We start from the raw sequence: 21,124 nt of genomic DNA on the forward strand, positions 1-21,124 counted from the left end.
GCGCACAGTGCTATTACCCATTTTACTAACAGTAACTGGCTATTTATTTTAATTAAAAACGTAGCTTTCGTTATATAGAAAGGAGTTTCAAATGGTATACCAAGGAAATCGCATCACGGTGACAATGCTAGAGGATGGCATCGCCAATATGCAGTACAACGCCGAAAATGAGAGCGTGAATAAATTTGATGCCGAAACCAACAAACAGTTTGGTGAAGCAGTTAGTGCCCTAGAAAAAGCCGATGATGTAAAAGGTCTTATCGTTACTTCAGCTAAAGGCGTGTTTATCGCTGGTGCTGATATCACAGAGTTCGTCGGTTCTTTCAAAAAATCAGAAAGCGAGATTAAAGACTGGGTCGTTCATGTTAATGACGCGTTCAATCGTTTTGAAGATTTGCCATTCCCGAAAGTTGCTGCCATTAATGGCGCGGCGATGGGCGGCGGTTGTGAAATGACTTTGGTTTGTGAATACCGTGTCATGAGTGACAAAGCAATCATCGGTCTGCCAGAAACTCAGCTAGGTATCTTCCCAGGTTTCGGCGGTACCGTTCGTAGTACGCGTATCATCGGTATCGATAACGCGCTTGAGCTGATCGCTACTGGTAGCCCAAAGAAAGCGTTGCCAGCATTGAAGCTAGGCTTGGTTGATGCGACTGTACCTGCTGACGATTTGCAAGACGCAGCAATTGACCTAGTCAAAAAATGTATCTCAGGTGAGCTTGATTGGAAAGCAAAACGCGAAGAGAAGCTGGCTCCAGTTAAGCTAAACCAGCTTGAGCAAGCCATGGCGTTCAACAGTGCCAAAGGTGCTATTTTTGCTAAAGCGAACCCTAAGCAATATCCAGCGCCAGCACTAGCGATCGGCGCCATCGAAAAACACGTCAACTTACCACGTGATAAAGCGATCGAAGTAGAAGCTGCTGGTTTTGCTAAAGCGGCTAAGACGCCACAAGCAGAAAGTTTGGTTGGTCTATTCTTGAATGATCAATTGGTTAAAAAGCTAGCGAAGCAACACAGCAAACAAGCACATGAAATCAATGAAGCGGCTGTACTAGGTGCTGGTATCATGGGCGGCGGTATCGCGTATCAAGCAGCCAGCAAAGGCTTGCCAATCATCATGAAAGATATCAAGTCTGAGCAATTAGACCTTGGTATGGGCGAAGCCAGCAAATTGCTTGGTAAAATGGTTGAACGTAAGAAAATGACCCCAGCGAAAATGGGTGAAACGTTGAGTCGTATCCGTCCTACTTTGAACTATGGTGACTTTGCTGAGACTGACATCGTTATCGAAGCGGTCGTAGAAAATCCAAACGTGAAACGTGCGGTACTAAAAGAAGTAGAAGGTCTAGTAAAAGACGATTGTATCCTAGCGTCAAACACCTCGACTATCTCTATTACCTATCTAGCAGAAGCACTTGAGCGTCCAGAAAACTTCGTTGGTATGCATTTCTTTAACCCAGTACACCGTATGCCATTGGTAGAAGTTATCCGCGGTGAGAAATCATCTGAAGAAGCGGTTGCGACTACTGTTGCACTAGCTTCTAAAATGGGTAAAGTGCCAGTAGTAGTTAACGACTGCCCAGGTTTCTTGGTAAACCGTGTATTGTTCCCGTACTTCGGTGCGTTTGACTTGCTAGTTAAGCAAGGCGCTGACTTTGCTCATGTCGATAAAGTCATGGAAAAATTCGGCTGGCCGATGGGTCCTGCTTATCTAATCGACGTGGTCGGTCTAGATACAGGTGTACACGGCGCAGAAGTCATGGCGGATGGTTTCCCAGATCGCATGAAGCCTGACTACAAAGGTGCTATCCAGCATCTATATGACAATGAGCGTCTAGGTCAGAAAAACGGTATCGGCTTCTATAAATACGAAACAGACAAGCGCGGCAAGCCAAAGAAAGTTGCTGACGAAGCCACTTACGAGTTGCTAAAAGCCACGACTGATAGCGAAAAGCAAGAGTTTGACGATCAAGCAATCATCGATCGCACTATGATTGCCTTCTGCAACGAAACGGTTCGCTGCCTAGAAGATAACATCGTAAGCACACCTGCTGAGGCCGATATGGCAATGATTATGGGTGTAGGCTTCCCTCCATTCCGCGGTGGCCCTTGCCGTTATGTCGACCAAATGGGTCTAGATAACTACTTGGCATTGTGTGAAAAATACGCACATCTTGGCAAAGCTTATGAAGCGCCGCAAAAGATTCGCGACATGGCAGCCGCAGGCGAGACTTTTTACGCAACAGCGTAATAGTCAGTCATTACTAGGATGAAGTGCCGTACGTTTGCTATTTTGCATGAAAGCAATTGAGACATGAATCGTCTCCAGTAGTAAACGTACGATTATAGTTGGTTCGGTTTAAGGCTAGTACAAGGAAATCAAGCGCAAATGTACCTATTGTACTTTGAGCAAGATTAATGAAGTAATAGTTGTAAGTTGGGCTGACTACACTGACAATAAAAATTGAAAAGGAAGATAGTATGACAACTTTAAGTCCAAAAGATGTGGTCATCGTAGATGGCGTACGCTCGGCAATGGGCAAGACCAAAAACGGTATGTTCCGTCATGTACGTGCTGACAGCATGTCGGCGGAACTAGTACGTGCGCTAGTAGAACGTAATGACTTTGACACCAATGATATCGAAGATATTATCTGGGGCTGTGTAAACCAGACGCTAGAGCAAGGCTTGAACATCGGTCGTAACATCGGTCTACTAGCTGGTATTCCAAAAACTGCTGGTGGCCAAACGGTTAACCGTCTATGCGGTTCTTCTATGCAGGCGCTACATACTGCGGCTGCTCAAATCATGACCAACCAAGGTGATATCTTCATCATCGGTGGTGTTGAGCATATGGGCCACGTAGGCATGATGCACGGTGTTGATTTGAACCCTGCTGCTTCTAAACATTATGCAAAAGCGTCAAACATGATGGGCTTGACTGCTGAGATGCTAGGCCGTATGAACAACATCACGCGCGAAGAGCAAGACGCGTTTGGTCTTGAGTCACATCGCCGTGCATGGGCTGCAACCACTGAAGGTCGTTTTGACAATGAAATCATCGGTATCGAAGGTCATGATGCTGCTGGCCGTCTACAACTATGTACAGTTGATGAAGTGATTCGTCCAGACGCAACAATGGAGCAAATGCAAAAGCTACGTCCAGCGTTTGATCCAAAAGGTGGTACAGTAACAGCGGCAACCTCATCTGCATTGTCTGACGGTGCATCTGCGATGCTAGTTATGAGCGCACAAAAAGCTAAAGACTTAGGTCTAAAACCACGCGCTCGTATCCGTAGCATGGCAGTTGCTGGTTGTGATGCAGCTATCATGGGTTACGGTCCTGTACCTGCTACCCAAAAAGCGCTAAAACGTGCTGGCATGAGTCTTGATGATATGCAGACCATCGAGCTGAACGAAGCATTTGCTGCTCAAGGTCTATCAGTACTAAAAGGTCTGAACTTGACTGACAAGCAAGACATCGTCAACATCAACGGTGGTGCCATTGCTCTAGGTCATCCACTAGGATGTTCTGGCGCTCGTATCACAGTGACACTACTAAACGCAATGGAACAGTCAGGTACTGAAATCGGTCTAGCGACGATGTGTATTGGTCTTGGCCAAGGTATCGCTACTGTTATTGAACGTGTTTAATATTGAGTATTTCATATAGTCTCATTTGTATGAGTAAGACTATTTAAACATTCAATAAGTAGTTACCTGCTAATAAAAAACCTCTAGTCATAATGGCTGGAGGTTTTTTTATGGGTTAAATTAATATTTAGCCAGTTAGTAAATCATGGATTCGAAAACCAAAGTATTACAGCGATTAAAAATTATCTCCATTGACGCATTCATGAAACTATGACTAAATAAGAGAAAGATGAACCGTGGCAATGTTTATGATAATTCTAAAATAGCTTTTAGTTGAAACTGTCAGCCGTACAAGGAGTGTACTATGTCTACTATGATTAATGATCGTACCTATCGAATCGCTCGTGAGAATACCCAAGCAATGATTGTTGATGTGCAAGAGCGCTTAACGCCGCATATCTATGATCACGAAAATATCATCAAAAAAACCATTACTCTTATTAAAGGGCTACAGGCGCTCAATGTTCCCATCATGCTCAATGAGCAATATAAAAAAGGCTTGGGCGATACCTTGCCAGAGCTACGCGAAGTACTCGAAGAAGATAATGCCAAGAGCTTTGAAAAGGTGACGTTTAGTGCCTGCGATAACAATGATTCATGGCACCATTTGGCCCAGCAAAACCGAAGCACTGTGCTACTTTTTGGTGCTGAGGCGCATGTATGTATCATGCAGACAGCACTAGATTTGTTAGACAATGGGATGCAGCCTGTTATTATCGGTGATGCGGTAGGTTCTCGTTTTCCTTATGACAAGAAGCAAGCAATTCGCCGTATTCGCCGTGCGGGTGGGGTAATCAGCACTGTCGAATCAATATTATTTGAGTTGTGCCGTAGCAGTGAGGATCCTGCATTTAAAACCATTATTAATCTAATTAAGTAGGTGGTTAGGCTTTAGTTGCTTAAAGACTTGGATAAATAGGGACTCAATTTAATAATTTATCTTCTAACTTATAATAGATAGCGCTTGGTAAAATAAGCGCTATTTTTTTGATAACGGTAATAGTCTTTTGGTCATTGTTAGATAACAAACTAACTATAATACCTTGAACAATGGAACTTAAAATCGCTAGAACTTATAAGCATTAAAACCAATAACTAGAGAAAACCAGAGAAAAAATAATGTCGCAAGCCAGCTCTATATCACTCACTAATTCCGAATCTACTTCACATATCAACATCGACGAGGTTACTCATTTCTTATTGGAGTTAGATGCGCTCAAACGCGTGAATCGCCGCAGCTATGTGACACAGACTACTCGCAAAGAAAACTCTGCTGAACATTCTTGGCATTTAGCGATGGCCTGTTGGTCAATTGCTGAATTATTTGCGCTAGACGTCAATCATGAAAAGTTGCTGAAGATGGCATTAGTCCATGATTTGGGTGAAATTGATGCGGGCGATACTTTTTTGTATGCTGATACGCGTACTGATGCACACGTTGAAGAACGTGCAGGCATTGCCAGATTGCAACGTGAGAGAGGCAATGGTATTAGTGATTTGAGTGAGGTTTGGGAAGCGCAGGAAACAGGAAACAGCAAAGAAAGCCAGTTGCTCAGAGTCATTGATCGCTTATTGCCGTTTTTACTTAACCTAAATACCAACGGTAAAACGTGGGTTGAGCTTGGTGTTACGCGCTCGCAGGTGGCGGGTGCTCATGCATTTATCAAAGATAGCTTCCCTCCTATCCATGATTGGCTCTCACGTAATATTAAATATGCCACTCAACAGGGCTGGCTGATTGATGCGTAAATTTATATAAATAGCAGGTATAAAAAAAGCCCAGTTAAGCATGATGAGGTACGCTTAACTGGGCTAATATTTTGATCGTTTTTATATAAGTATGCTATTGAGCGTTTGCCATTCCTAGCAATTGACCCATTTGCACGATGCCATTGGCTTGCATACTCTCTAGCCAATCAGCCTTTGCTGCTTTTGGTAATACCACGATAGCCGTTGAGCCCAAATAGAAGCGTCCAAGCTCTTCGCCTGCTGCAAACTGCATGTCATGATCGGACTCAAATATGTCATCAGTACGAGCAATCTTGCCAGTGGCGACAGTTTCAATACCAGCAACGATCATAGCGCCAACCATCACAACGGCTGCTTTGCCATACTTGGTATCAAACATACAGACCAAACGCTCATTACGCGCAAACAAATCCGGCACATTAGCCGCCGTAGTATTGTTGACCGAAAACAGGGTGCCAGGTACATATCGAGTCTTGGTCAATGTGCCGGTAAATGGCATATGCACACGGTGATAATTACTAGGTGCCAAGTAGATGGTCGCAAAACTACCATCAGCAAAATAACTGCCATCTTCACTATCAGCAAGCAATTGGCCGATATCATAGTGACGACCTTTTGCTTGCAGTAGCTTGTGGTCTTCGATTTGTCCTAGCTGAGAGATAATACCGTCCGCAGGACTCACGATACCGTTTGCAGTGGCGTCGATGGCACGAGCGTCTTCTCTAAGCTCGCGGGTAAAAAAGTCATTAAAACTTTCGTAAGCGTTCAGACTTTGGCGCTCGTACTCGTCTAAGCTTATGTTATAAGCTTTGGCAAAGCTACGAATAAAAGTGCGTTTGACATAAGGGTGGCGACTGGCGGCCAAACGACCAGCGACTTTACTGAGCTTTTGCTGCGGTACAAGCTGTTGTAAGGTGGTAAATACATTCATAATAAGGCTACCAAAATAAGGTGTAATGTAATAAATAATAGTCAAGTTAATGACGGTATTTTATCATGGACAGCATATTATTGTATGGCCATAATCTGTTAAGGAATCAGTAAATGAAAGCACTCATACAACGGGTGAAGCGCGCTAGTGTGGTTGTTGACCAGCAGTGTATTGGTGAGATTGAGCATGGGGTATTGGCGTATATCGGCTTGGGTCACGAAGACGATTTTGCTGCTGCACAGCGTATGATCGATAAAATACTGACTTATCGTATTTTTGAAAATGATGACGATCCTACCAAATTTGGTAAACTGGATAAAAACGTTCAGCAGGTTGGTGGAGGGCTATTATTAGTCTCGCAATTTACCTTGATGGCAAAAACAGACAAAGGTCGTCGACCAGACTTTGGTGGTGCGATGGCACCTGCTGCTGCGCAAGCGCTATTTGAACAACTGGTCGATTATGCCAAAACCAAGCATTCGAACGTAGCAACGGGTCAGTTTGGTGCGGATATGCAAGTGTCGAGCGTCAATGATGGGCCGCTTAATTTTTTGTTAGAAATCTGATTTTAGAGTGTCATCAAGCTGTCATAATTAATCCGTTTAATAGATAGAGACTGGTGAGTATATATCGCCTTTTTACATGCTAGATTTTGTCCGCTAACACCGAGAATGTCCTATGTATAATGAGCAAATTTTGATTGTTGAAGATGAGCCTGCGATTCGTGAAATGGTTGTCATGACGCTAGAGATGGCTGGATTTGATAGCTTGCAAGCAGCTGACGTGTCAGAGGCGCATCAGCAAGTGGTCGATCACAGACCGTCGTTAATACTATTAGATTGGATGTTACCGGGTGACAAGAGCGGTGTGGATTTTTGTCGCATGCTAAAAAACGACGAGCTACTCTCTGAAATACCCGTCATTATGCTAACGGCAAAAAGTGAAGAAGATAGTAAGGTACATGGTCTTGATGCAGGCGCAGATGATTATATGACCAAGCCTTTTTCGACTCGTGAACTGATTTCTAGAATCAAAGCTGTACTACGTCGTAGTAGCGCGATGAGTAGCGACAAACCTATCGAAATTGGACAGTTAAGTTTAGATACCAAAAGCCAGCGAGTGACAGCTGCGGGTAAAATCGTTGATGTGGGACCTACAGAATATCGCCTATTGGCATTTTTCATGAGCCACCCTGAGCGCGCCTATACACGAACGCAGCTACTGGATCAGGTATGGGGTGGTAATGTATATATTGAAGATCGAACCATCGATGTGCATATCAAACGTCTACGTAAATTACTGCGGCCTTATGAGTGTGATACATTGATACAGACGGTACGTGGAACAGGCTATCGATTTTCTAGCCTGATTGAGCCGAGTTAATCTTGTACAAATAATGCCGCAGCAATATTGAGGCAGCGGATAGTAGTAAGGATAAAAAATGGACAAGATAGCGCCAGCACAAAGTGAGCAATCAGCTTTACTAGAGCAAATCTCTACTCAAAGTACAGCAGAGCAACTCAAAAAAATTGGCAGTGCACTACGAGCCTTGCGCGATGCCGTGATTCTGCTCAATAACAATGACGGCCTAGAATGGTGGAATCAAGCAGCACAAGACTTATTACTGCTGCAACCAGAAGATAAAGGTCAGAACATCTTTGACTTTATCGCCGTGCCTGAGTTTCGCCAGTATTATGAAGGCACAACGATACCTAACGATGGCGTCCATATAGAATCATGGCGAGATCCTAGCCGATACCTGAAGTGCGAATTGACCCCTTTCGGCGATGAAAAACTGCTGTTTGTATACGATGTGACCCGCCTGCGGCACTTAGAACAAATGCGTCAGGATTTTGTGGCGAATGTCTCACACGAGCTTAGAACACCCTTAACTGTAATGATGGGCTATCTGGAAAATTTCTCCGATCAGCCAGATATGCCGCCACAATGGCGTCGCGGTTTTGAGTTGATGACGCAGCAAACTGCCCGTATGAACAGAATCGTAAATGACTTACTACTATTGTCTAAAATTGAGATTGAAGAATCGCACGAGCTGCATTACATCGATATGACTAAGCTACTGACCAATATCTACGACGATGCACAAGCGTATAACCAAGCGTACAAACACATTATTCATTTGCATATAGATACCTATGACGGGTTATACGGGTCAGAGATGTACTTGAATAGCGCATTGTCTAACTTGGTGATCAATGCAATAAAATATACGCCAAAGGGTGGCAATATCACTATCAGTTGGACAAGGACGTCTGATGGCTGTCGTTTCGCTGTCGAAGACGATGGCATCGGTATTGCGCCAGAGCATATCGCCCGTTTGACAGAGCGTTTCTATCGTATTGACAAAGGCCGTAGCCGTGCAACAGGCGGTACAGGGTTGGGATTAGCGATTGTAAAACACGTATTGCACCAGCACGAAGCGCAATTGCAAATCGATTCAGTAGAAGGGGAAGGATCAACATTTAGTGTGGTATTTCCTTCAAACTATGTCAGATCTGCTACGGCCAATTAATGTAATTTCTGACCTATATTAAGGATAGTTTTTCGGTAGCAGTTTCTTGATTAATATAAACCTAGCACTACTTTAAATTAGGCTCAACGATATACTTTCAAATATCTATCAATCCTTTTGCAAAAGTGGATAAGGGTTCACCGCACTGCCGTTAATATAGATCCCATAATGCACGTGTGGCGGAGTTCCTTTTGCATTACCGCTATCACCCACATAACCTATCACATCGCCTTGGTTTACCCAGTCATTGGGGGAGATGTCAGCATAGTCTTCTAGATGAGCGTAGTAATGTCCTGCACCGCCTGGTCCTACCACCACGACCACACGTCCACCCAATGTATTCTCACCAACCTTGCTTACCACGCCTTGCGTAGTCGACTGCACGGGAGTATTGCGCGGCGCAAAGATATCGATACCTTCGTGGGAGCGACCTTGGCTACGTGCAGCGCCCCAAGTATCGGTCAGGTTTCGTTCTGGCAGTGGACTAGGTAAGCTGTTTTCTGTTGGCAGTTCTTGTTGCAATAGACTCAATTGCTGCCATTTGGCAACCACAAATGATTGCGTTTGTTGACTGATACTGGGTAGCAGTTTATCGAAGACAAATAATAGTGCTAGCAATACGGTAGCCTTAACCAATAGGCTGATTAAACGACTAAAAAAAGAGGGTCTGGGAGGCTGGTTGTTTCCGTCTGCTAGCATTAACGTCTCTTATATATTTTATGTTGTTTGAGGTTCTATTATAAAAGCTTCGTCTCATAACGTATGTATCACATTGTTATCTATAGCTTTTACCCCCATAGACATCCTTATGATCAAAGACATAGACAGCAAGTATGGTTTTATCTATGTAATACTTTTGCCATGTCTCGACATTGCTACTGATGGTTGATGCTTTATGAATGATGCTTTTAAACCTGCTGATATTTCTGCCACGTGCGAAACGGCACTGGTTATCGATACCGAAACAGATCAAGGCAGTGATCCCAGACCTATCCAAGTTGCTACTATCAATGTAGCAACTGGTTTTGAGTGGATGAAATACTTTAACAGTGGTCGATCTATCTCACCTATTGTCATCAAAGTGCATGGCATTACTGATGATGATGTGGCTGGACTTGAGCGTTTTGAATTGGAACAGTTCGAATTACCAGAGTATTTGATTGGTCATAACGTACGCTTTGATTGGCGTGTGATTGGCAGCCCTTCTGCTAAGCTGATTTGTACGGTAAGACTGGCGCAGGCCGCCTTTCCAGAATGGCGTACTTACGGTCAGTCTAAGTGTATCGAACAGCTATTGGGCAAGGATGAAGCGAGTGCAATGACGATTGCCGCTCATGATGCGCTTGGCGATGCTCGAATGTGCTATCTGCTGTATCAAGCGTGCTGCGAGCGTCTAGAGATTGTGCCGACAGATTTTGCGGCAGCACATGCTATTTCTAATAAAGCCACCCCTGTGAGCAAGATGCCGTTTGGCAAGCATAAAGGCAAGCCGATCAAAGAGGTGCCCATCAGCTATGTTAAATGGATGATGGGCAATATTCATAACATGCAGCCGTCGCTGTATTCGGCACTGACTAAACGCTTAAAACTGGATGAAGCGGAAAACGCAGAAAAGTAACCTACATTATTACGTGTCTACTATATAAAATGTCATATGGCGATAAGCTTATGGTTGGTCATGTAGCCATTTAACCGCCATCTGCCATAGCTGCGGCGCTTTGATATTAGTCTTACTACTAAAATAGCGCATATGACCGATATGATTTAGTCCAAAATCTTCAGGATCTAAGAATCGCTTTTCTATGGGCATTTTTGTAAACACCCTTATCATATCATCCATATTTTCACTGTTGGCGATATCATCATCAATAAAGCCAAGCCACAATGCTGGCATACTGAGCTCATCATAAAAATGCGTTTGTATGCTTTTGCCAAATCCGGTTTTAACATAGCCTGCGCCGTTGCACCATTCACGCCATTGGCGAGCCACACCGCGTGGCAGCGGCTCACCCATACCGATCTTATCTGATGGCGTATAGCCCAGTGTTAAATTAGTCAATGGAATAAACGCATCCATAAATCCCATGGCTTTGAGCTTATAAGGCATGCCCATATTTTTGATGCGACCTGACGAGCAAGCGACATTGAACACCGAGCCAATCGCCTTATAGTTAGGCATCAAGCCAATAAGCTGACCGCCCGCGCTATGACCGATAAGATGATAAGACGCATCAGGAAACTCATCTTGTAAGGCATCCAGAACGGCTGGCATATCATGGCGACCCCAACTGATCAATGAAGCGCTACATTTCGCCAGATCAGTCGATAGTGAATCACCGATTCCTTCATTATCAAAGGTCAGTATCCCAAAGCCGCTTTCTGCTAGGTAGGTCGCAAAATTATGATAAAAGTGACGTTTAATACCTGTGGCTGGTGCCATCATGATTGCTTTTTTTGGCGCATCTTTAGGGCGATAGACTGTGGCAGCCAATGCTTGGTTGCGATCGGTCATAATACTTAATGAGTAAGTATTAATATTGCTTGAGTCATTCATATTACTTCTATTAGTGAGATTGTTATTAACAACGGAGCTTGATGGCTCGGTAGTAGGAGAAGCGTTGTGATTATCCATGGCTATACCTTAGTATTTTTATTAGTAGATAATGAATATTGAGCTATGATGAACAGTAAATGTTCATCTAAAAAGTGTAGTCGTTGCGTAGTGATAAATCGTTGTGACTATGTGGTAGCATTGCTTATGTTAAGATAAATGCTGGTAAGACAGTTGCTCAAATATGACTTCCAAGTTTTGTATGACTTGGTTGGGTTTGTCCTATGAATCATGTGCATGACATTATAAATGATAGGTGTCGGTATGCAGCCTTCACTAATAACAAGCACTCAATAAGAACTGATAGATAATTAAGGAAGCTATATGCAAATGAAAATCAACAATGATACTTATGACGTAATCACAAGCAAAGACATTACAAATATTGAAAAAGCAGTCGATAAGTCAACCTTGTCAATGCCGCTTGTGGCCGTTTATTGCGGTTCGCGCTTGGGCAATGGTGATGTGTATGAGCAGGCAGCACGCGAGCTAGGTAGTGCCTTAGCAAATAATGGCATGGGGCTGGTGTATGGTGGCGCTAGTATCGGTCTGATGGGTGCGGTTGCAGATGAAGTAATCAATGGGGGCGCGCAAGCAGTGGGTGTGATTCCAACCTTTATGCTCAAGCACGAAATCGCTCATGAGCAGCTGACTCGCTTGCATTTGACTGACACTATGCACACGCGTAAGACTGTCATGGCAGAGTATGCCGATGCTTTTATTACGCTACCAGGCGGGCTAGGAACATTAGAAGAAATCATGGAAATCGCTACGTGGCGTCAATTGTATCAGCATGAAAAACCGATGATTATTCTAAACATCAATGGTTTTTATGATCGGATGATTGAGCATTTAAAATATACCACTGAGCAAGGCTTTATGAAGCAGGAAGATTTGGATCGACTAGTGGTATGCAATACCATCAGTGAGGCAATCGATATGTTACAGACAGTGGTGACTATAGATGATGATATAGATACAGAAAAGATGGCTGGCAGCAATCGCTAATCTGGATAGCCTCTATCAATACATAGTGAGCGCTTGAATATTAAGAGCTATTGCAACAAAAGGAGCAGGTAACCAAATCTCAGTTATCTGCTCCTTTTTTGTGTCTACTAAAAAATTATCAATAAAACATGTTAACTAGGCTTCAACAGGCGTGAGATCGTCCAGTGCTATTTCACGAATACTATGATTGACATGAGCCATCGCGATTGGGAATCCACGCTGCTCAGCGAGCTCACGTGCGACTTCATCAACAGCCAGACTATCGTTATGGACAAGGTATGACCACTCATGGGCATAGCGACCACGATTCATAGGCATATCATTCTCTATCAAACCTAGATCTGTTAGCTCATTCACTATTTGATCAGCAGCAATCAAGGTCGAAGATGCTTTGACGTTTTCTGCACGGGCATAGCGTATATTAGAGTATAAACTCACATCGGCAACTCGCAGAGTATCATCCTGTCCAGGAATCTGCTGTCCACCATATAGCGCGTTACCAACAGTACGCGCGCTATTAAATGTCGGTACAAACTCAGCCACGTATTCAATTGCTTGCTGGCTACGTGCTTGGAGAGGTGCTTTATCCCAACCATCTTCAATATAATGCACATATTGTTGTGGCAGTTTGGGCTGCGCACTGTTTTCGTTCGATGCGACAAGACCATCATCAAATAAGGTAATAGCATTACTCATACCGTGAATCTGAAAATATCCGCCAGGGTAGGGAGTAAGCTGCGCCATGCCTTCTGGCGTCCCTCGCTGACCATAGACAATAATCTCTGGTATCTGTCCACCAGCGTCGTCCCAATGGGTCACATAAGAAGATTTAAACTCAACCATACGCGTGACCTCGACACCAACCATATCATCAATGACACCAGTACGGAATCCGCAGGCATTGACTAAGTAATCCACTTCAATAGACTCAAGCTGAGAGTCACTGCTTTGGTTGTGAGCCTGTTGATAGTCGATACGCCATTTGGTGACATGATGGTCAGCGTTAGTACAATTTTCACAGTCTACTGGTACAACTTTTTGCACAGCAGTTTCAGTAAATACATGCGCATTGTCGTATTCTTCAAGCGCAAGCTTTGCAGAAGCTGCTAAACGAAAAATATTCCAGCCATATTCTTGGACAACAATTAACGGAAATTTAACTTTATTCAAGTCCAAATATCTAGCGACTGGAATCATCCACTCATCAACTGTACTCGGTACAGCGACTTGCTCACGTTCCGACAGTTCAATCAGTTGCTCATGGCTGTAAAGCTGATAGTAATCTTCTGGCTCACCTAATACCTTGTTGTTGGCATCTTGCTCGATCAGCTCTTGATAAGCATCGGTCAAAATATCTAAACGCGGTAGTAAATCTTCAGGTAGTCCTTCGTCACGTGTCGGTACGGCAAACACCGTAGGGCGAACGTCAATAGTATGCGGGTATAAGCGCAATATATCGATACATTGCTTAAGTAGTGCTACGCAATCTTCGTCCGGTATTTCACGGTATAGGTTGCCACCTGCATGCAAATGGCACATAGGTGGACCATCAATAAGTGATTTTTTCTTCTCAAATAAGTAGGTCTCTAGACCTAGCGCCGCCAGTCGGATCGCAATCGTTGATCCCGCAGTACCACCGCCTAAAATACCCACACGCTTTTTAGGTTGATTGTTTTGTGCCGCGTAAGGTAATACCTCAGAATGAGCGTCACGGTTAAAGGATTGAGCGTAGTTTTTATCGAAAGACTGAGTCATTGTCGTCATTATATCCTTTATAGCAGCTGTATTAGGCCATGCTCGGTATATGTGTTAAGTGTTCTATGTTTCCTGATATATGTGCGAAAGGGATTAAGTTCAACACATAAATCCGAACTTCAATATTCATATTTTCTATTGTTTAGCGTTTCTTCATCTCCATATGTCTATTTTACGAAGAACTACAGACGATATGATGGGAAATACGTAAGTGCATGCATGAGTTTTGTCAACGAGTCGCTATATGTGTGAAGTTTGTCAGTCAAAAATTTTGGCTTAAGGATAGGGTAAGCAAGAGAGGTGGCAAACTTATGAAATCAGAAATAGCCTAGCTTTGTTATTTTGTAAGATGTGACCATTAATGATACGAGGAATAACGTCACAAGATTGATATTTGTCACGCTATTCCAAGTAGTTATTAGGTAGTAGGTATGAACTGAAGCGAAAACGTCAAGATAAAAAAGTAGCCTATCCTTAATTGTATAGGTAGGCCGCTTTTTTGCTTTTGTTAAAAGTTGCTAGTGTTCAAGGGTTGTGATTGTTACTCCGATGTTTTTTCTACCAGCTCGCCATCGATTTGGATAGGGACATTGGTAGTGATGCCATCAGCGTAAGCAGTCATACCATAAGCGGCACGATCAAGTGTCCCAGTAGCACGGAAACCAACGACTGGCTCTTTAGTAAGAGGGCTATTAGCGATTTTATTTAATGTGACATCCAAGGTCAGCGGTTTGGTTTGACCTAATAGAGTGAAGTCACCCGTTACTTTAGCCTGCTGTGGATTGATAAATTTGACCTGAGTAGATTTGAAAGTCATGGTTGGATACTTTTCGACGTTGAAAAACTCATCTGTCTTTAGATGCTTGTCACGAGCATCCCAGTTTGTATCAATACTGTCGGTTGCAATCGTAAAGTTCATACTTGCTTCATCGGATGCTTTGATATCGTAATTCACCATACCTTTGACATCATTGAAGTGGCCCATGGTGGTTGAAAACCCCATGTGATTGACAGAAAATCCAACACGAGTATGTGAGTCATCCAACTGCCATTGTGTCGGTAGGGCAGCGCTTGCCATAGTAGCTGCCAATGCTGAGCCAACGAGTAATGCTTTCGTGACCGTACTTATTTTAGTATTTATCATTAAATAGTCCTTATTTAATCCAGTTAAGTTATGAGCGATTGAGAATGATTGAGTTAGTAAAAGTTATGGTAAAAGTGAGTATATATGGCGTAGTTTTACCTTTCGAGCATACTACATATAATGGGAAGCTAAGATCATATTTAGTTAGCCTAGCTACATTCAGATATTTTATTGATTAATTTAACTAACCTTATTACTGTACTAAAACCAGTTATCTATCTCAACACTCTCGAACTTTCAGTGACAACTTATCACATATCTTTATCACAACTGCTTCTTGCGTCTTACGTCAAAAACCGTTAAAATCGCGGTTTAATTTTCCCGCTGGGGAAAGGCTAAGCGAACAGAAGGGTGGTGTTGGGTGCTGGAATAAGCCAGTGACGCAGTTGCCATACTTGTAATGTCCTTAGTGCCTCAGTTACGTATGTCATTATCTGTTTGATACATCATCAATGATGCTGTATTTAGACGTTGTACATACATCGGACCTAGAGAGTATATTATGCGTAAAGATATCCATCCTAATTACCAAGAAGTTTTATTCCACGACACTAACGCTGACGTGTACTTTTTGACTCGCTCAACGGCTAAGACTAAAGCGACTCGTGAGTACGAAGGTAAAGAATACCCATACTACCCACTTGATATCTCAAGTGCGTCGCATCCATTCTATACTGGTGAGCAACGTAAAACTTCTACTGAAGGTCGTGTTGCAAGCTTCAACAAACGCTTTGGCGCATTTGGTGGCCGTAGCAAGAAAGCTGCAGACGCTGCTGAATAATTTACACTTATGGTGTGAATGCATTTCGCTAAGCAATAAAAAACCGCTGACTATTCAGCGGTTTTTTTTGGTTTGATTTTTTATAAACTAAAAATGAAGCTAACAGGCTGTTTAGCGCTCAAAATCAGTTGCAGATGAATCTAATAACTGAATAATGGTCTCTACTATTTGCTGTGCCCAATAGCCGTACATCAGACTACTAGGATGAAATCCATCACTGGCAAACATCACAGTGATGTCTATAGCCGAGCCATTCGCATGCTCTTCTAGCATTCGTGTAAAGTCAGTTGCCATATAAGTGACACCAGCATGAGCGGCACAAACCTGCTGTAATATCCCGTCCAGTATTGACGCTTTTGCTCCAACGAAACTATTGAGAGGAGCAGGAATTGCAGGCATTTGCGCCATCGGCGGCAAACTTAAAAAAACCAGTTCTCGTACGCCAAATTTGCGCTGTGCAATATTAATAATGTCTTCAATTTGTTGTTGCCATTTATGCACAGAGACGTTGGAAGTTGTGTCATTGACCCCTACGCTCAGCAACATCACATCAATAGGCTGACGAGGAGCGGGTAGGACATACAGTCTGCGTAGGATATCAAAGCTAGTATGACCTGTTGTCGCCTGCAATGACCAATTGAGTCGAGCAAAGTTCGACTGGATAGCTTTATTTTGTTCCAGTATAGGAATGAGCTTACCGACCAACGCTTCCTGCTGAGTCTGACTACCCACACCTGCTGCTGCTGAGTCACCAACGATCATAAGATTAAACGTCTTAGCATCTTGCGTTGATAACTCATGATTCGCTTGAGGCAGCTCAATCACGCCATGCCTTTCGCCATGTGGTTCAGGTAGGCGAACGGTATCACGTTTAATTCTACGACCTTGATAGAGGTAAACAGGAGCAAATAAAACATCTTTTGCGACTGATGTCAGTTTACTGGTATCTACCATCCTGCACGTTCCCTAATAGTCGTGAGGCTGTCCTCAATTAACAATTGACCATCGACATAGACATCGCGTAATAGATTGTCAGCGGGTTCGTTCATCTCATTTTCTTTGACAGTCTTTAGCTGGCCATTATCACCTTTTACCAGTGCCAACCGTCCTTTTTTCGAGCGTTTCGAGCGGCTGGTAACAGGGTCTTTATAAATGTCTTTCCATGCGCCATCGATACGGATAGCGCTAGATTTCATCGCCCAGCTCATGGTGTCACGGTTGACTTGCTGCAATAGACCACCGCCCATGCCAAACGTCACGTTTTCTATGCTAAAGCCTGCTTTGATTACCACATCAATAATTTTGCTTAAGCTTTGCGGGCTGATGCCATCACCTTGGATGATACGCACATAGTCAGGCAGTACTTTGTAGCCTTTGCTGTTTACGGTCGTACCGAACTTCACTGCCAAGCGCTCTAACGCTTCACGGACGACTTTGGTAGGTTCGCCGCTGTCTGGTCTGATGACTAAGGTGCCACCCATCTTTTTGACTTCCTCTTTCAAGGAATCGCCCCAGATATTGTCGATGGCATTCCATAAGTCATAGCTATCTGAAACGACCGAGAACGCTTTGTCTTCACCGCCAAACTGCTCGATCATATTGTGAAAAGCAGCAGTTTCGCCATCACGTCCCCATGCTGTCATCGTACTGTGCTCAGCCGCTGGGATAGAGAACGCAGGCATATCGTCACTCATCTCATACCAACGACTAGCGGCAACAAGCGCTGTCATCGAGTCAGTACCAGCAAAGTTGACTAAATGAGCTAAGCTACCAAGTGCAACGGTTTCTTGGCTAGATGCCCCGCGCGAGCCAAAGTCATGCAAGCGAAAAGGCAGCGACTCTGTATTGTCTGCTGACTTCTCTAATGCTTGACGGATAATATCTTTGCAGTAGTGAGAAACACTGGCGACCGTGGATGGATACCAAATTGCACGCAATAGCGCTGTTTCGATATAGCTAGGTAGCCAATAAAACTCAGGATCAGTATTGATCACTTGGCAGACTACATTAGATACTGGCACGATGCTGCCTTCTGGTACGGCTTGAATACGCAGTGGCAAGTAGCCGTCGTGTTTTTCGATCAAATGTTCCCAGCCTGCACGATTAAAGGTTAAGCCATGCGCTTGAATGACCTTTTCGGCTTCATCGATATCTTGATGTGTGATAGGGGTACTTAAATACTCTTTGATGAATGCTTGCAAGCCAAAGAACACCACATCGTAGTCGCCTTTGCGCGCTTCAATGTAGCTTGACAGATATTCACTACCGCTCGGGTATTGCACCCAATGTGAGGTCTTATAGCTGTCACTATTTAAAATTAAATTGTTTAGATTACTGGTATACATCACAGAACTCCTCTGCTTTGAAGTGCCGCAGCTGCTTTAATGAAAGAACAGTAGCGGCGGTTGATTGCCGTCTATCGGCATTGATATCAAGTTATTAGTGTATTGATATTATGTTGTTATCGCATTAGTACAACGCTGTCACTAAAAATCATAGAACAAATAGTGCGATCTTTAGTGATAGCTGTTTTGATAATAATTTGCCCAAGTAGCGATTAGAAAAAGCCGTTAAAAAAACGATTAGAAATGAACTACAAGCCAACCATTTTAGTAATAATCGCATAGTGATCTTCAAACATCATTTTGGCATCGAGCTCTGCCAATGGTAGCCAAAATGCTTTGGTTGCATCATCGCCACCTTTTACTTTTGGCAGACCTTTTGGATCATTCTTGAGCTGAAAATAAAACGCTTGGGTAATGGTGCGGCCACGCGCTGAGCGATATGGGTCGTCAAAGGTATGTTGGCTATGGCATGAGCCGCGCAGTACTGGTTCAGGTACTTTGAGACGAGTCTCTTCACGCAGTTCACGGATACAAGCATCAAACAGCGTTTCTTTTGGATTCAAAAATCCACCCGGCAGCGCCCACAATCCGCGCCCTGGCATACTGCGTCGCTCAACCAGTAGGATATGTCCTGACTGCACAATCAGTGCATCGGCAGTCATAAAAGTAGGCGGATAAGGCGCTGATTCCCATTGTCTTTTATATTTATCGATGAAGTCTGCTTCTTCATGCAGCTGATGATAGTCGTCAGTTTGTTTGAATGCATCGAGGACGTTGCGCGTCGACTCAGGCGTACGCTCAGGTGTTGGCGTGGCCCCCATCAGGTAGCTGTCACGAATCGGTGTGGCTGATAAGTTGTGATAATTAGGCACTGACACAGAGTCCCAGTTGGGGAATAATGACAGATAGTAAGATGAGCTATCTTTTGAATGACCAATCAGACCGATATCGCTCTGCAAGTCACCAGTGACAGATTTTACGCCTGCCTGCACATACTGGAGCCAGCGGGTGTCGTTGTAGAGCGCGTCGTCTAAGCCAACACAGTGTATGCGTGCAGCTTTTTCGTCAGAGTAGGCGCCTTTGATCATCGCAGCACGTTCAGCGACACTAAATGGATTGCGTAAGCTACGTGGTAGGTTGGCTGAGCCAATCAGCATAATCACTTCGTCTGAGCGTTTTAGCGCCTCATCGATGACGGCCTTATGACCAGCATGAAACGGCTGAAAGCGTCCGATAAAGACTAGATAACGATAGTGCTTACTGCCTTTTTGATCTAGGTGTTGCTGATCTGACTGTTGCTCTGATAATTCACTCATAGACGCCAACTTCCTACGACTTATTTTTATTGATTAAAAATTGATGACGCTAATACTGACACAGCCTATGACTTGCTGACAAGTACAAAGATGTTTAGGGGTGTGTCATAATCAACATCGTCCAATCAGTATATTTACTTTAACCAGCATGCTTCTCTATCCACGCTGTCACTGTCGGCCAAATCTCTGTAGCAGCATTACGACTAACCATAATACGACTGTGCGTATAGTCATCTAAATCGCCGTGACTGAGCGAGTATTCTCGAAAGACATTTGCTGAATTATTAAAGCCATCAAAAAACAAACGACAGCCGCGAGTAGGGGATATAAAGTTATCACCTTTCGCACTAATAGAATAAATAGGAGTGGTAATTTTTGGCATATGATGTCGATAGTCGATAAAGTCATCGCCAGTATTTGTTCGCTGATGAATGCTTTCATTTACTTCATTTATATTCGTCTCATTTTTATCAAAACTAGACTTTTTCAAAAAGCTACTTTTAAAGTTTTTACGCAAATTCCAATCGTACCATTGGGTCATCGTATAGTAGCTTTCGTTGAAAGGGCCTACCTTGAACTGCTTAGCTGGTATAAAGCCGACCAGCCGCGTAAATACCTTCGCTGTAAGGATTTTCGCATAGCTAGTCGAATCTTCTACCGCACCAAAAGCTTGGCAGGCAAACATACTGATGCTATTGACCTTGTTGATATAGCTTGGGTTTTGGACGAGAAACATGGTCAAGCCAACACCGCCACCACTGTGAGTAACGCAGTGCAGATTATCGAGCTTTAATTCTTCAAAGAAATAGCGAAAAGTCGCCTCATAGTCGTAAGTGGCGACAGTCTCAAAGTTGAACTTTTCTTTTGGTAGAGAGCTATCACCATGCCCGCGCCACTCCATGATGTAGCAGTGATGGCCAAGCCCCGCAAGATATTCGGCGATTTTAAGACAAGTTTGTTTGTCAGAAAATGTACCATGCGTCAAAAATATGTTCTGCGGTATTACGTCAGGCAGATTGTTTTCTGACGTGTTAGCGATCGTAGCGTTTTCTATAGCACCAACTACTTTCCAAACAGCAATTCTCTCATCATCCTTGGTAGTTACTAGGTGTAACGTCCGTGTCATCATAAAAAAGATCCTATCTCAACAATATATAGTTTTTATATAAGGCGATTAAAAACTTCCATGCTTATAAAGCTAGTGTGCAAAATCATACAAATTATCAATACTACGTCAAAACTAGCTGACTTGCTCGGACCAGATGTGAACGGTATGGCATATCGAAAATACTAAGTA

The 21,124-nt window shown here is 43.5% G+C and carries 19 protein-coding genes; 10 read left to right on the plus strand and 9 right to left on the minus strand.

What is annotated here, in order from left to right:
* Positions 1 to 91 precede the first annotated feature (91 nt).
* The 4 genes from fadB to ACT3QN_RS09125 all read left to right on the plus strand — a co-directional run bounded on the left by fadB (position 92) and on the right by ACT3QN_RS09125 (position 5,403).
* Entirely contained in the window at positions 92 to 2,251 is a 2,160-nt protein-coding gene (gene fadB / locus ACT3QN_RS09110) for a fatty acid oxidation complex subunit alpha FadB (protein ID WP_444521236.1), read from the plus strand.
* 230 nt (positions 2,252 to 2,481) lie between these two features.
* Positions 2,482 to 3,654: an acetyl-CoA C-acyltransferase FadA gene (gene fadA, locus ACT3QN_RS09115; RefSeq protein ID WP_444523114.1), complete on the plus strand. Its 1,173-nt coding sequence runs from the start codon at positions 2,482 to 2,484 to the stop codon at positions 3,652 to 3,654.
* Between the two features lie 304 nt (positions 3,655 to 3,958).
* Positions 3,959 to 4,534: an isochorismatase family protein gene (locus ACT3QN_RS09120; RefSeq protein ID WP_444523115.1), complete on the plus strand. Its 576-nt coding sequence runs from the start codon at positions 3,959 to 3,961 to the stop codon at positions 4,532 to 4,534.
* Between the two features lie 239 nt (positions 4,535 to 4,773).
* Entirely contained in the window at positions 4,774 to 5,403 is a 630-nt protein-coding gene (locus ACT3QN_RS09125; RefSeq protein WP_444523116.1) for an HD domain-containing protein, read from the plus strand.
* A 94-nt stretch (positions 5,404 to 5,497) separates the two neighbouring features.
* Here ACT3QN_RS09125 and asd read toward each other — a convergent pair whose 3' ends face one another.
* Positions 5,498 to 6,334 (minus strand): archaetidylserine decarboxylase, encoded by an 837-nt coding sequence (gene asd, locus ACT3QN_RS09130; RefSeq protein WP_444521232.1) that lies wholly within the window; start codon positions 6,332 to 6,334, stop codon positions 5,498 to 5,500.
* Positions 6,335 to 6,447: 113 nt separating this feature from the next.
* On the opposite strand from asd, the gene dtd reads away from it, so the two are divergent.
* The 3 genes from dtd (at position 6,448) to phoR (ending at position 8,867) form a co-directional block, all read left to right on the plus strand.
* Positions 6,448 to 6,900 carry a D-aminoacyl-tRNA deacylase gene (gene dtd / locus ACT3QN_RS09135; RefSeq protein ID WP_444523117.1) on the plus strand — a complete coding sequence of 151 codons (453 nt, stop codon included), beginning with the start codon at positions 6,448 to 6,450 and terminating at the stop codon, positions 6,898 to 6,900.
* A 112-nt stretch (positions 6,901 to 7,012) separates the two neighbouring features.
* Positions 7,013 to 7,717, plus strand: coding sequence for a phosphate regulon transcriptional regulator PhoB (gene phoB, locus ACT3QN_RS09140; RefSeq protein WP_444521230.1), 705 nt, complete (start codon positions 7,013 to 7,015; stop codon positions 7,715 to 7,717).
* Positions 7,718 to 7,775: 58 nt separating this feature from the next.
* Positions 7,776 to 8,867, plus strand: coding sequence for a phosphate regulon sensor histidine kinase PhoR (gene phoR / locus ACT3QN_RS09145; protein ID WP_444523118.1), 1,092 nt, complete (start codon positions 7,776 to 7,778; stop codon positions 8,865 to 8,867).
* A gap of 108 nt (positions 8,868 to 8,975) precedes the next feature.
* Here phoR and ACT3QN_RS09150 read toward each other — a convergent pair whose 3' ends face one another.
* Positions 8,976 to 9,566 carry a M23 family metallopeptidase gene (locus ACT3QN_RS09150; RefSeq protein WP_444523119.1) on the minus strand — a complete coding sequence of 197 codons (591 nt, stop codon included), beginning with the start codon at positions 9,564 to 9,566 and terminating at the stop codon, positions 8,976 to 8,978.
* A 196-nt stretch (positions 9,567 to 9,762) separates the two neighbouring features.
* On the opposite strand from ACT3QN_RS09150, the gene ACT3QN_RS09155 reads away from it, so the two are divergent.
* Complete coding sequence (locus ACT3QN_RS09155; protein WP_444523120.1) at positions 9,763 to 10,485, plus strand: putative quorum-sensing-regulated virulence factor; 723 nt, start codon at positions 9,763 to 9,765, stop codon at positions 10,483 to 10,485.
* 48 nt (positions 10,486 to 10,533) lie between these two features.
* Here the strand turns inward: ACT3QN_RS09155 and ACT3QN_RS09160 are convergent, their stop codons facing one another.
* Positions 10,534 to 11,499: an alpha/beta hydrolase family protein gene (locus ACT3QN_RS09160; protein ID WP_444523121.1), complete on the minus strand. Its 966-nt coding sequence runs from the start codon at positions 11,497 to 11,499 to the stop codon at positions 10,534 to 10,536.
* A gap of 303 nt (positions 11,500 to 11,802) precedes the next feature.
* Here ACT3QN_RS09160 and ACT3QN_RS09165 point away from each other — a divergent pair, with 303 nt between their 5' ends.
* A complete protein-coding gene (locus ACT3QN_RS09165; RefSeq protein ID WP_444523122.1) occupies positions 11,803 to 12,486 on the plus strand; it encodes a TIGR00730 family Rossman fold protein in 684 nt (227 codons plus the stop codon).
* A 135-nt stretch (positions 12,487 to 12,621) separates the two neighbouring features.
* Here the strand turns inward: ACT3QN_RS09165 and ACT3QN_RS09170 are convergent, their stop codons facing one another.
* Together ACT3QN_RS09170 and ACT3QN_RS09175 are read right to left on the minus strand one after the other, a co-directional pair.
* Complete coding sequence (locus ACT3QN_RS09170) at positions 12,622 to 14,250, minus strand: FAD-dependent oxidoreductase (RefSeq protein WP_444523123.1); 1,629 nt, start codon at positions 14,248 to 14,250, stop codon at positions 12,622 to 12,624.
* 532 nt (positions 14,251 to 14,782) lie between these two features.
* Positions 14,783 to 15,385, minus strand: a complete 603-nt coding sequence (locus ACT3QN_RS09175) for a YceI family protein (RefSeq protein WP_444523124.1) — start codon at positions 15,383 to 15,385, stop codon at positions 14,783 to 14,785.
* A gap of 502 nt (positions 15,386 to 15,887) precedes the next feature.
* On the opposite strand from ACT3QN_RS09175, the gene ACT3QN_RS09180 reads away from it, so the two are divergent.
* Entirely contained in the window at positions 15,888 to 16,166 is a 279-nt protein-coding gene (locus tag ACT3QN_RS09180; protein ID WP_444521222.1) for a type B 50S ribosomal protein L31, read from the plus strand.
* Between the two features lie 111 nt (positions 16,167 to 16,277).
* On the opposite strand, the gene ACT3QN_RS09185 is transcribed toward ACT3QN_RS09180, so the two are convergent.
* The 4 genes from ACT3QN_RS09185 to ACT3QN_RS09200 form a co-directional block, all read right to left on the minus strand.
* Complete coding sequence (locus ACT3QN_RS09185; protein ID WP_444523125.1) at positions 16,278 to 17,120, minus strand: SGNH/GDSL hydrolase family protein; 843 nt, start codon at positions 17,118 to 17,120, stop codon at positions 16,278 to 16,280.
* Complete coding sequence (locus ACT3QN_RS09190) at positions 17,114 to 18,511, minus strand: nicotinate phosphoribosyltransferase (RefSeq protein ID WP_444523126.1); 1,398 nt, start codon at positions 18,509 to 18,511, stop codon at positions 17,114 to 17,116. The genes ACT3QN_RS09185 and ACT3QN_RS09190 overlap by 7 nt, the downstream gene beginning before the upstream one ends.
* A gap of 248 nt (positions 18,512 to 18,759) precedes the next feature.
* Complete coding sequence (locus ACT3QN_RS09195) at positions 18,760 to 19,827, minus strand: bifunctional nicotinamide-nucleotide adenylyltransferase/Nudix hydroxylase (protein WP_444521219.1); 1,068 nt, start codon at positions 19,825 to 19,827, stop codon at positions 18,760 to 18,762.
* A 139-nt stretch (positions 19,828 to 19,966) separates the two neighbouring features.
* Positions 19,967 to 20,956: an alpha/beta fold hydrolase gene (locus tag ACT3QN_RS09200; RefSeq protein WP_444523127.1), complete on the minus strand. Its 990-nt coding sequence runs from the start codon at positions 20,954 to 20,956 to the stop codon at positions 19,967 to 19,969.
* Positions 20,957 to 21,124: the final 168 nt, after the last annotated feature.

Origin of the sequence: Psychrobacter sp. AOP7-C1-14, from assembly GCF_052376135.1 — a bacterium.
In the GTDB taxonomy this organism is placed as follows: Bacteria; Pseudomonadota; Gammaproteobacteria; order Pseudomonadales; family Moraxellaceae; genus Psychrobacter.

Bases quoted from the DNA above. Each gene is read 5' to 3' on its own strand.
- ACT3QN_RS09160 (WP_444523121.1), bottom strand. From the start codon at position 11,499: ATGGATAATCACAACGCTTCTCCTACTACCGAGCCATCAAGCTCCGTT.
- ACT3QN_RS09180 (WP_444521222.1), top strand. From the start codon at position 15,888: ATGCGTAAAGATATCCATCCTAATTACCAAGAAGTTTTATTCCACGAC.
- ACT3QN_RS09155 (WP_444523120.1), top strand. From the start codon at position 9,763: ATGAATGATGCTTTTAAACCTGCTGATATTTCTGCCACGTGCGAAACG.
- fadB (WP_444521236.1), top strand. From the start codon at position 92: ATGGTATACCAAGGAAATCGCATCACGGTGACAATGCTAGAGGATGGC.
- ACT3QN_RS09125 (WP_444523116.1), top strand. From the start codon at position 4,774: ATGTCGCAAGCCAGCTCTATATCACTCACTAATTCCGAATCTACTTCA.
- asd (WP_444521232.1), bottom strand. From the start codon at position 6,334: ATGAATGTATTTACCACCTTACAACAGCTTGTACCGCAGCAAAAGCTC.
- ACT3QN_RS09120 (WP_444523115.1), top strand. From the start codon at position 3,959: ATGTCTACTATGATTAATGATCGTACCTATCGAATCGCTCGTGAGAAT.
- ACT3QN_RS09190 (WP_444523126.1), bottom strand. From the start codon at position 18,511: ATGTATACCAGTAATCTAAACAATTTAATTTTAAATAGTGACAGCTAT.
- dtd (WP_444523117.1), top strand. From the start codon at position 6,448: ATGAAAGCACTCATACAACGGGTGAAGCGCGCTAGTGTGGTTGTTGAC.
- ACT3QN_RS09200 (WP_444523127.1), bottom strand. From the start codon at position 20,956: ATGATGACACGGACGTTACACCTAGTAACTACCAAGGATGATGAGAGA.
- ACT3QN_RS09175 (WP_444523124.1), bottom strand. From the start codon at position 15,385: ATGATAAATACTAAAATAAGTACGGTCACGAAAGCATTACTCGTTGGC.
- ACT3QN_RS09150 (WP_444523119.1), bottom strand. From the start codon at position 9,566: ATGCTAGCAGACGGAAACAACCAGCCTCCCAGACCCTCTTTTTTTAGT.
- ACT3QN_RS09165 (WP_444523122.1), top strand. From the start codon at position 11,803: ATGCAAATGAAAATCAACAATGATACTTATGACGTAATCACAAGCAAA.
- ACT3QN_RS09185 (WP_444523125.1), bottom strand. From the start codon at position 17,120: ATGGTAGATACCAGTAAACTGACATCAGTCGCAAAAGATGTTTTATTT.
- ACT3QN_RS09170 (WP_444523123.1), bottom strand. From the start codon at position 14,250: ATGACGACAATGACTCAGTCTTTCGATAAAAACTACGCTCAATCCTTT.
- ACT3QN_RS09195 (WP_444521219.1), bottom strand. From the start codon at position 19,827: ATGAGTGAATTATCAGAGCAACAGTCAGATCAGCAACACCTAGATCAA.
- phoR (WP_444523118.1), top strand. From the start codon at position 7,776: ATGGACAAGATAGCGCCAGCACAAAGTGAGCAATCAGCTTTACTAGAG.
- phoB (WP_444521230.1), top strand. From the start codon at position 7,013: ATGTATAATGAGCAAATTTTGATTGTTGAAGATGAGCCTGCGATTCGT.
- fadA (WP_444523114.1), top strand. From the start codon at position 2,482: ATGACAACTTTAAGTCCAAAAGATGTGGTCATCGTAGATGGCGTACGC.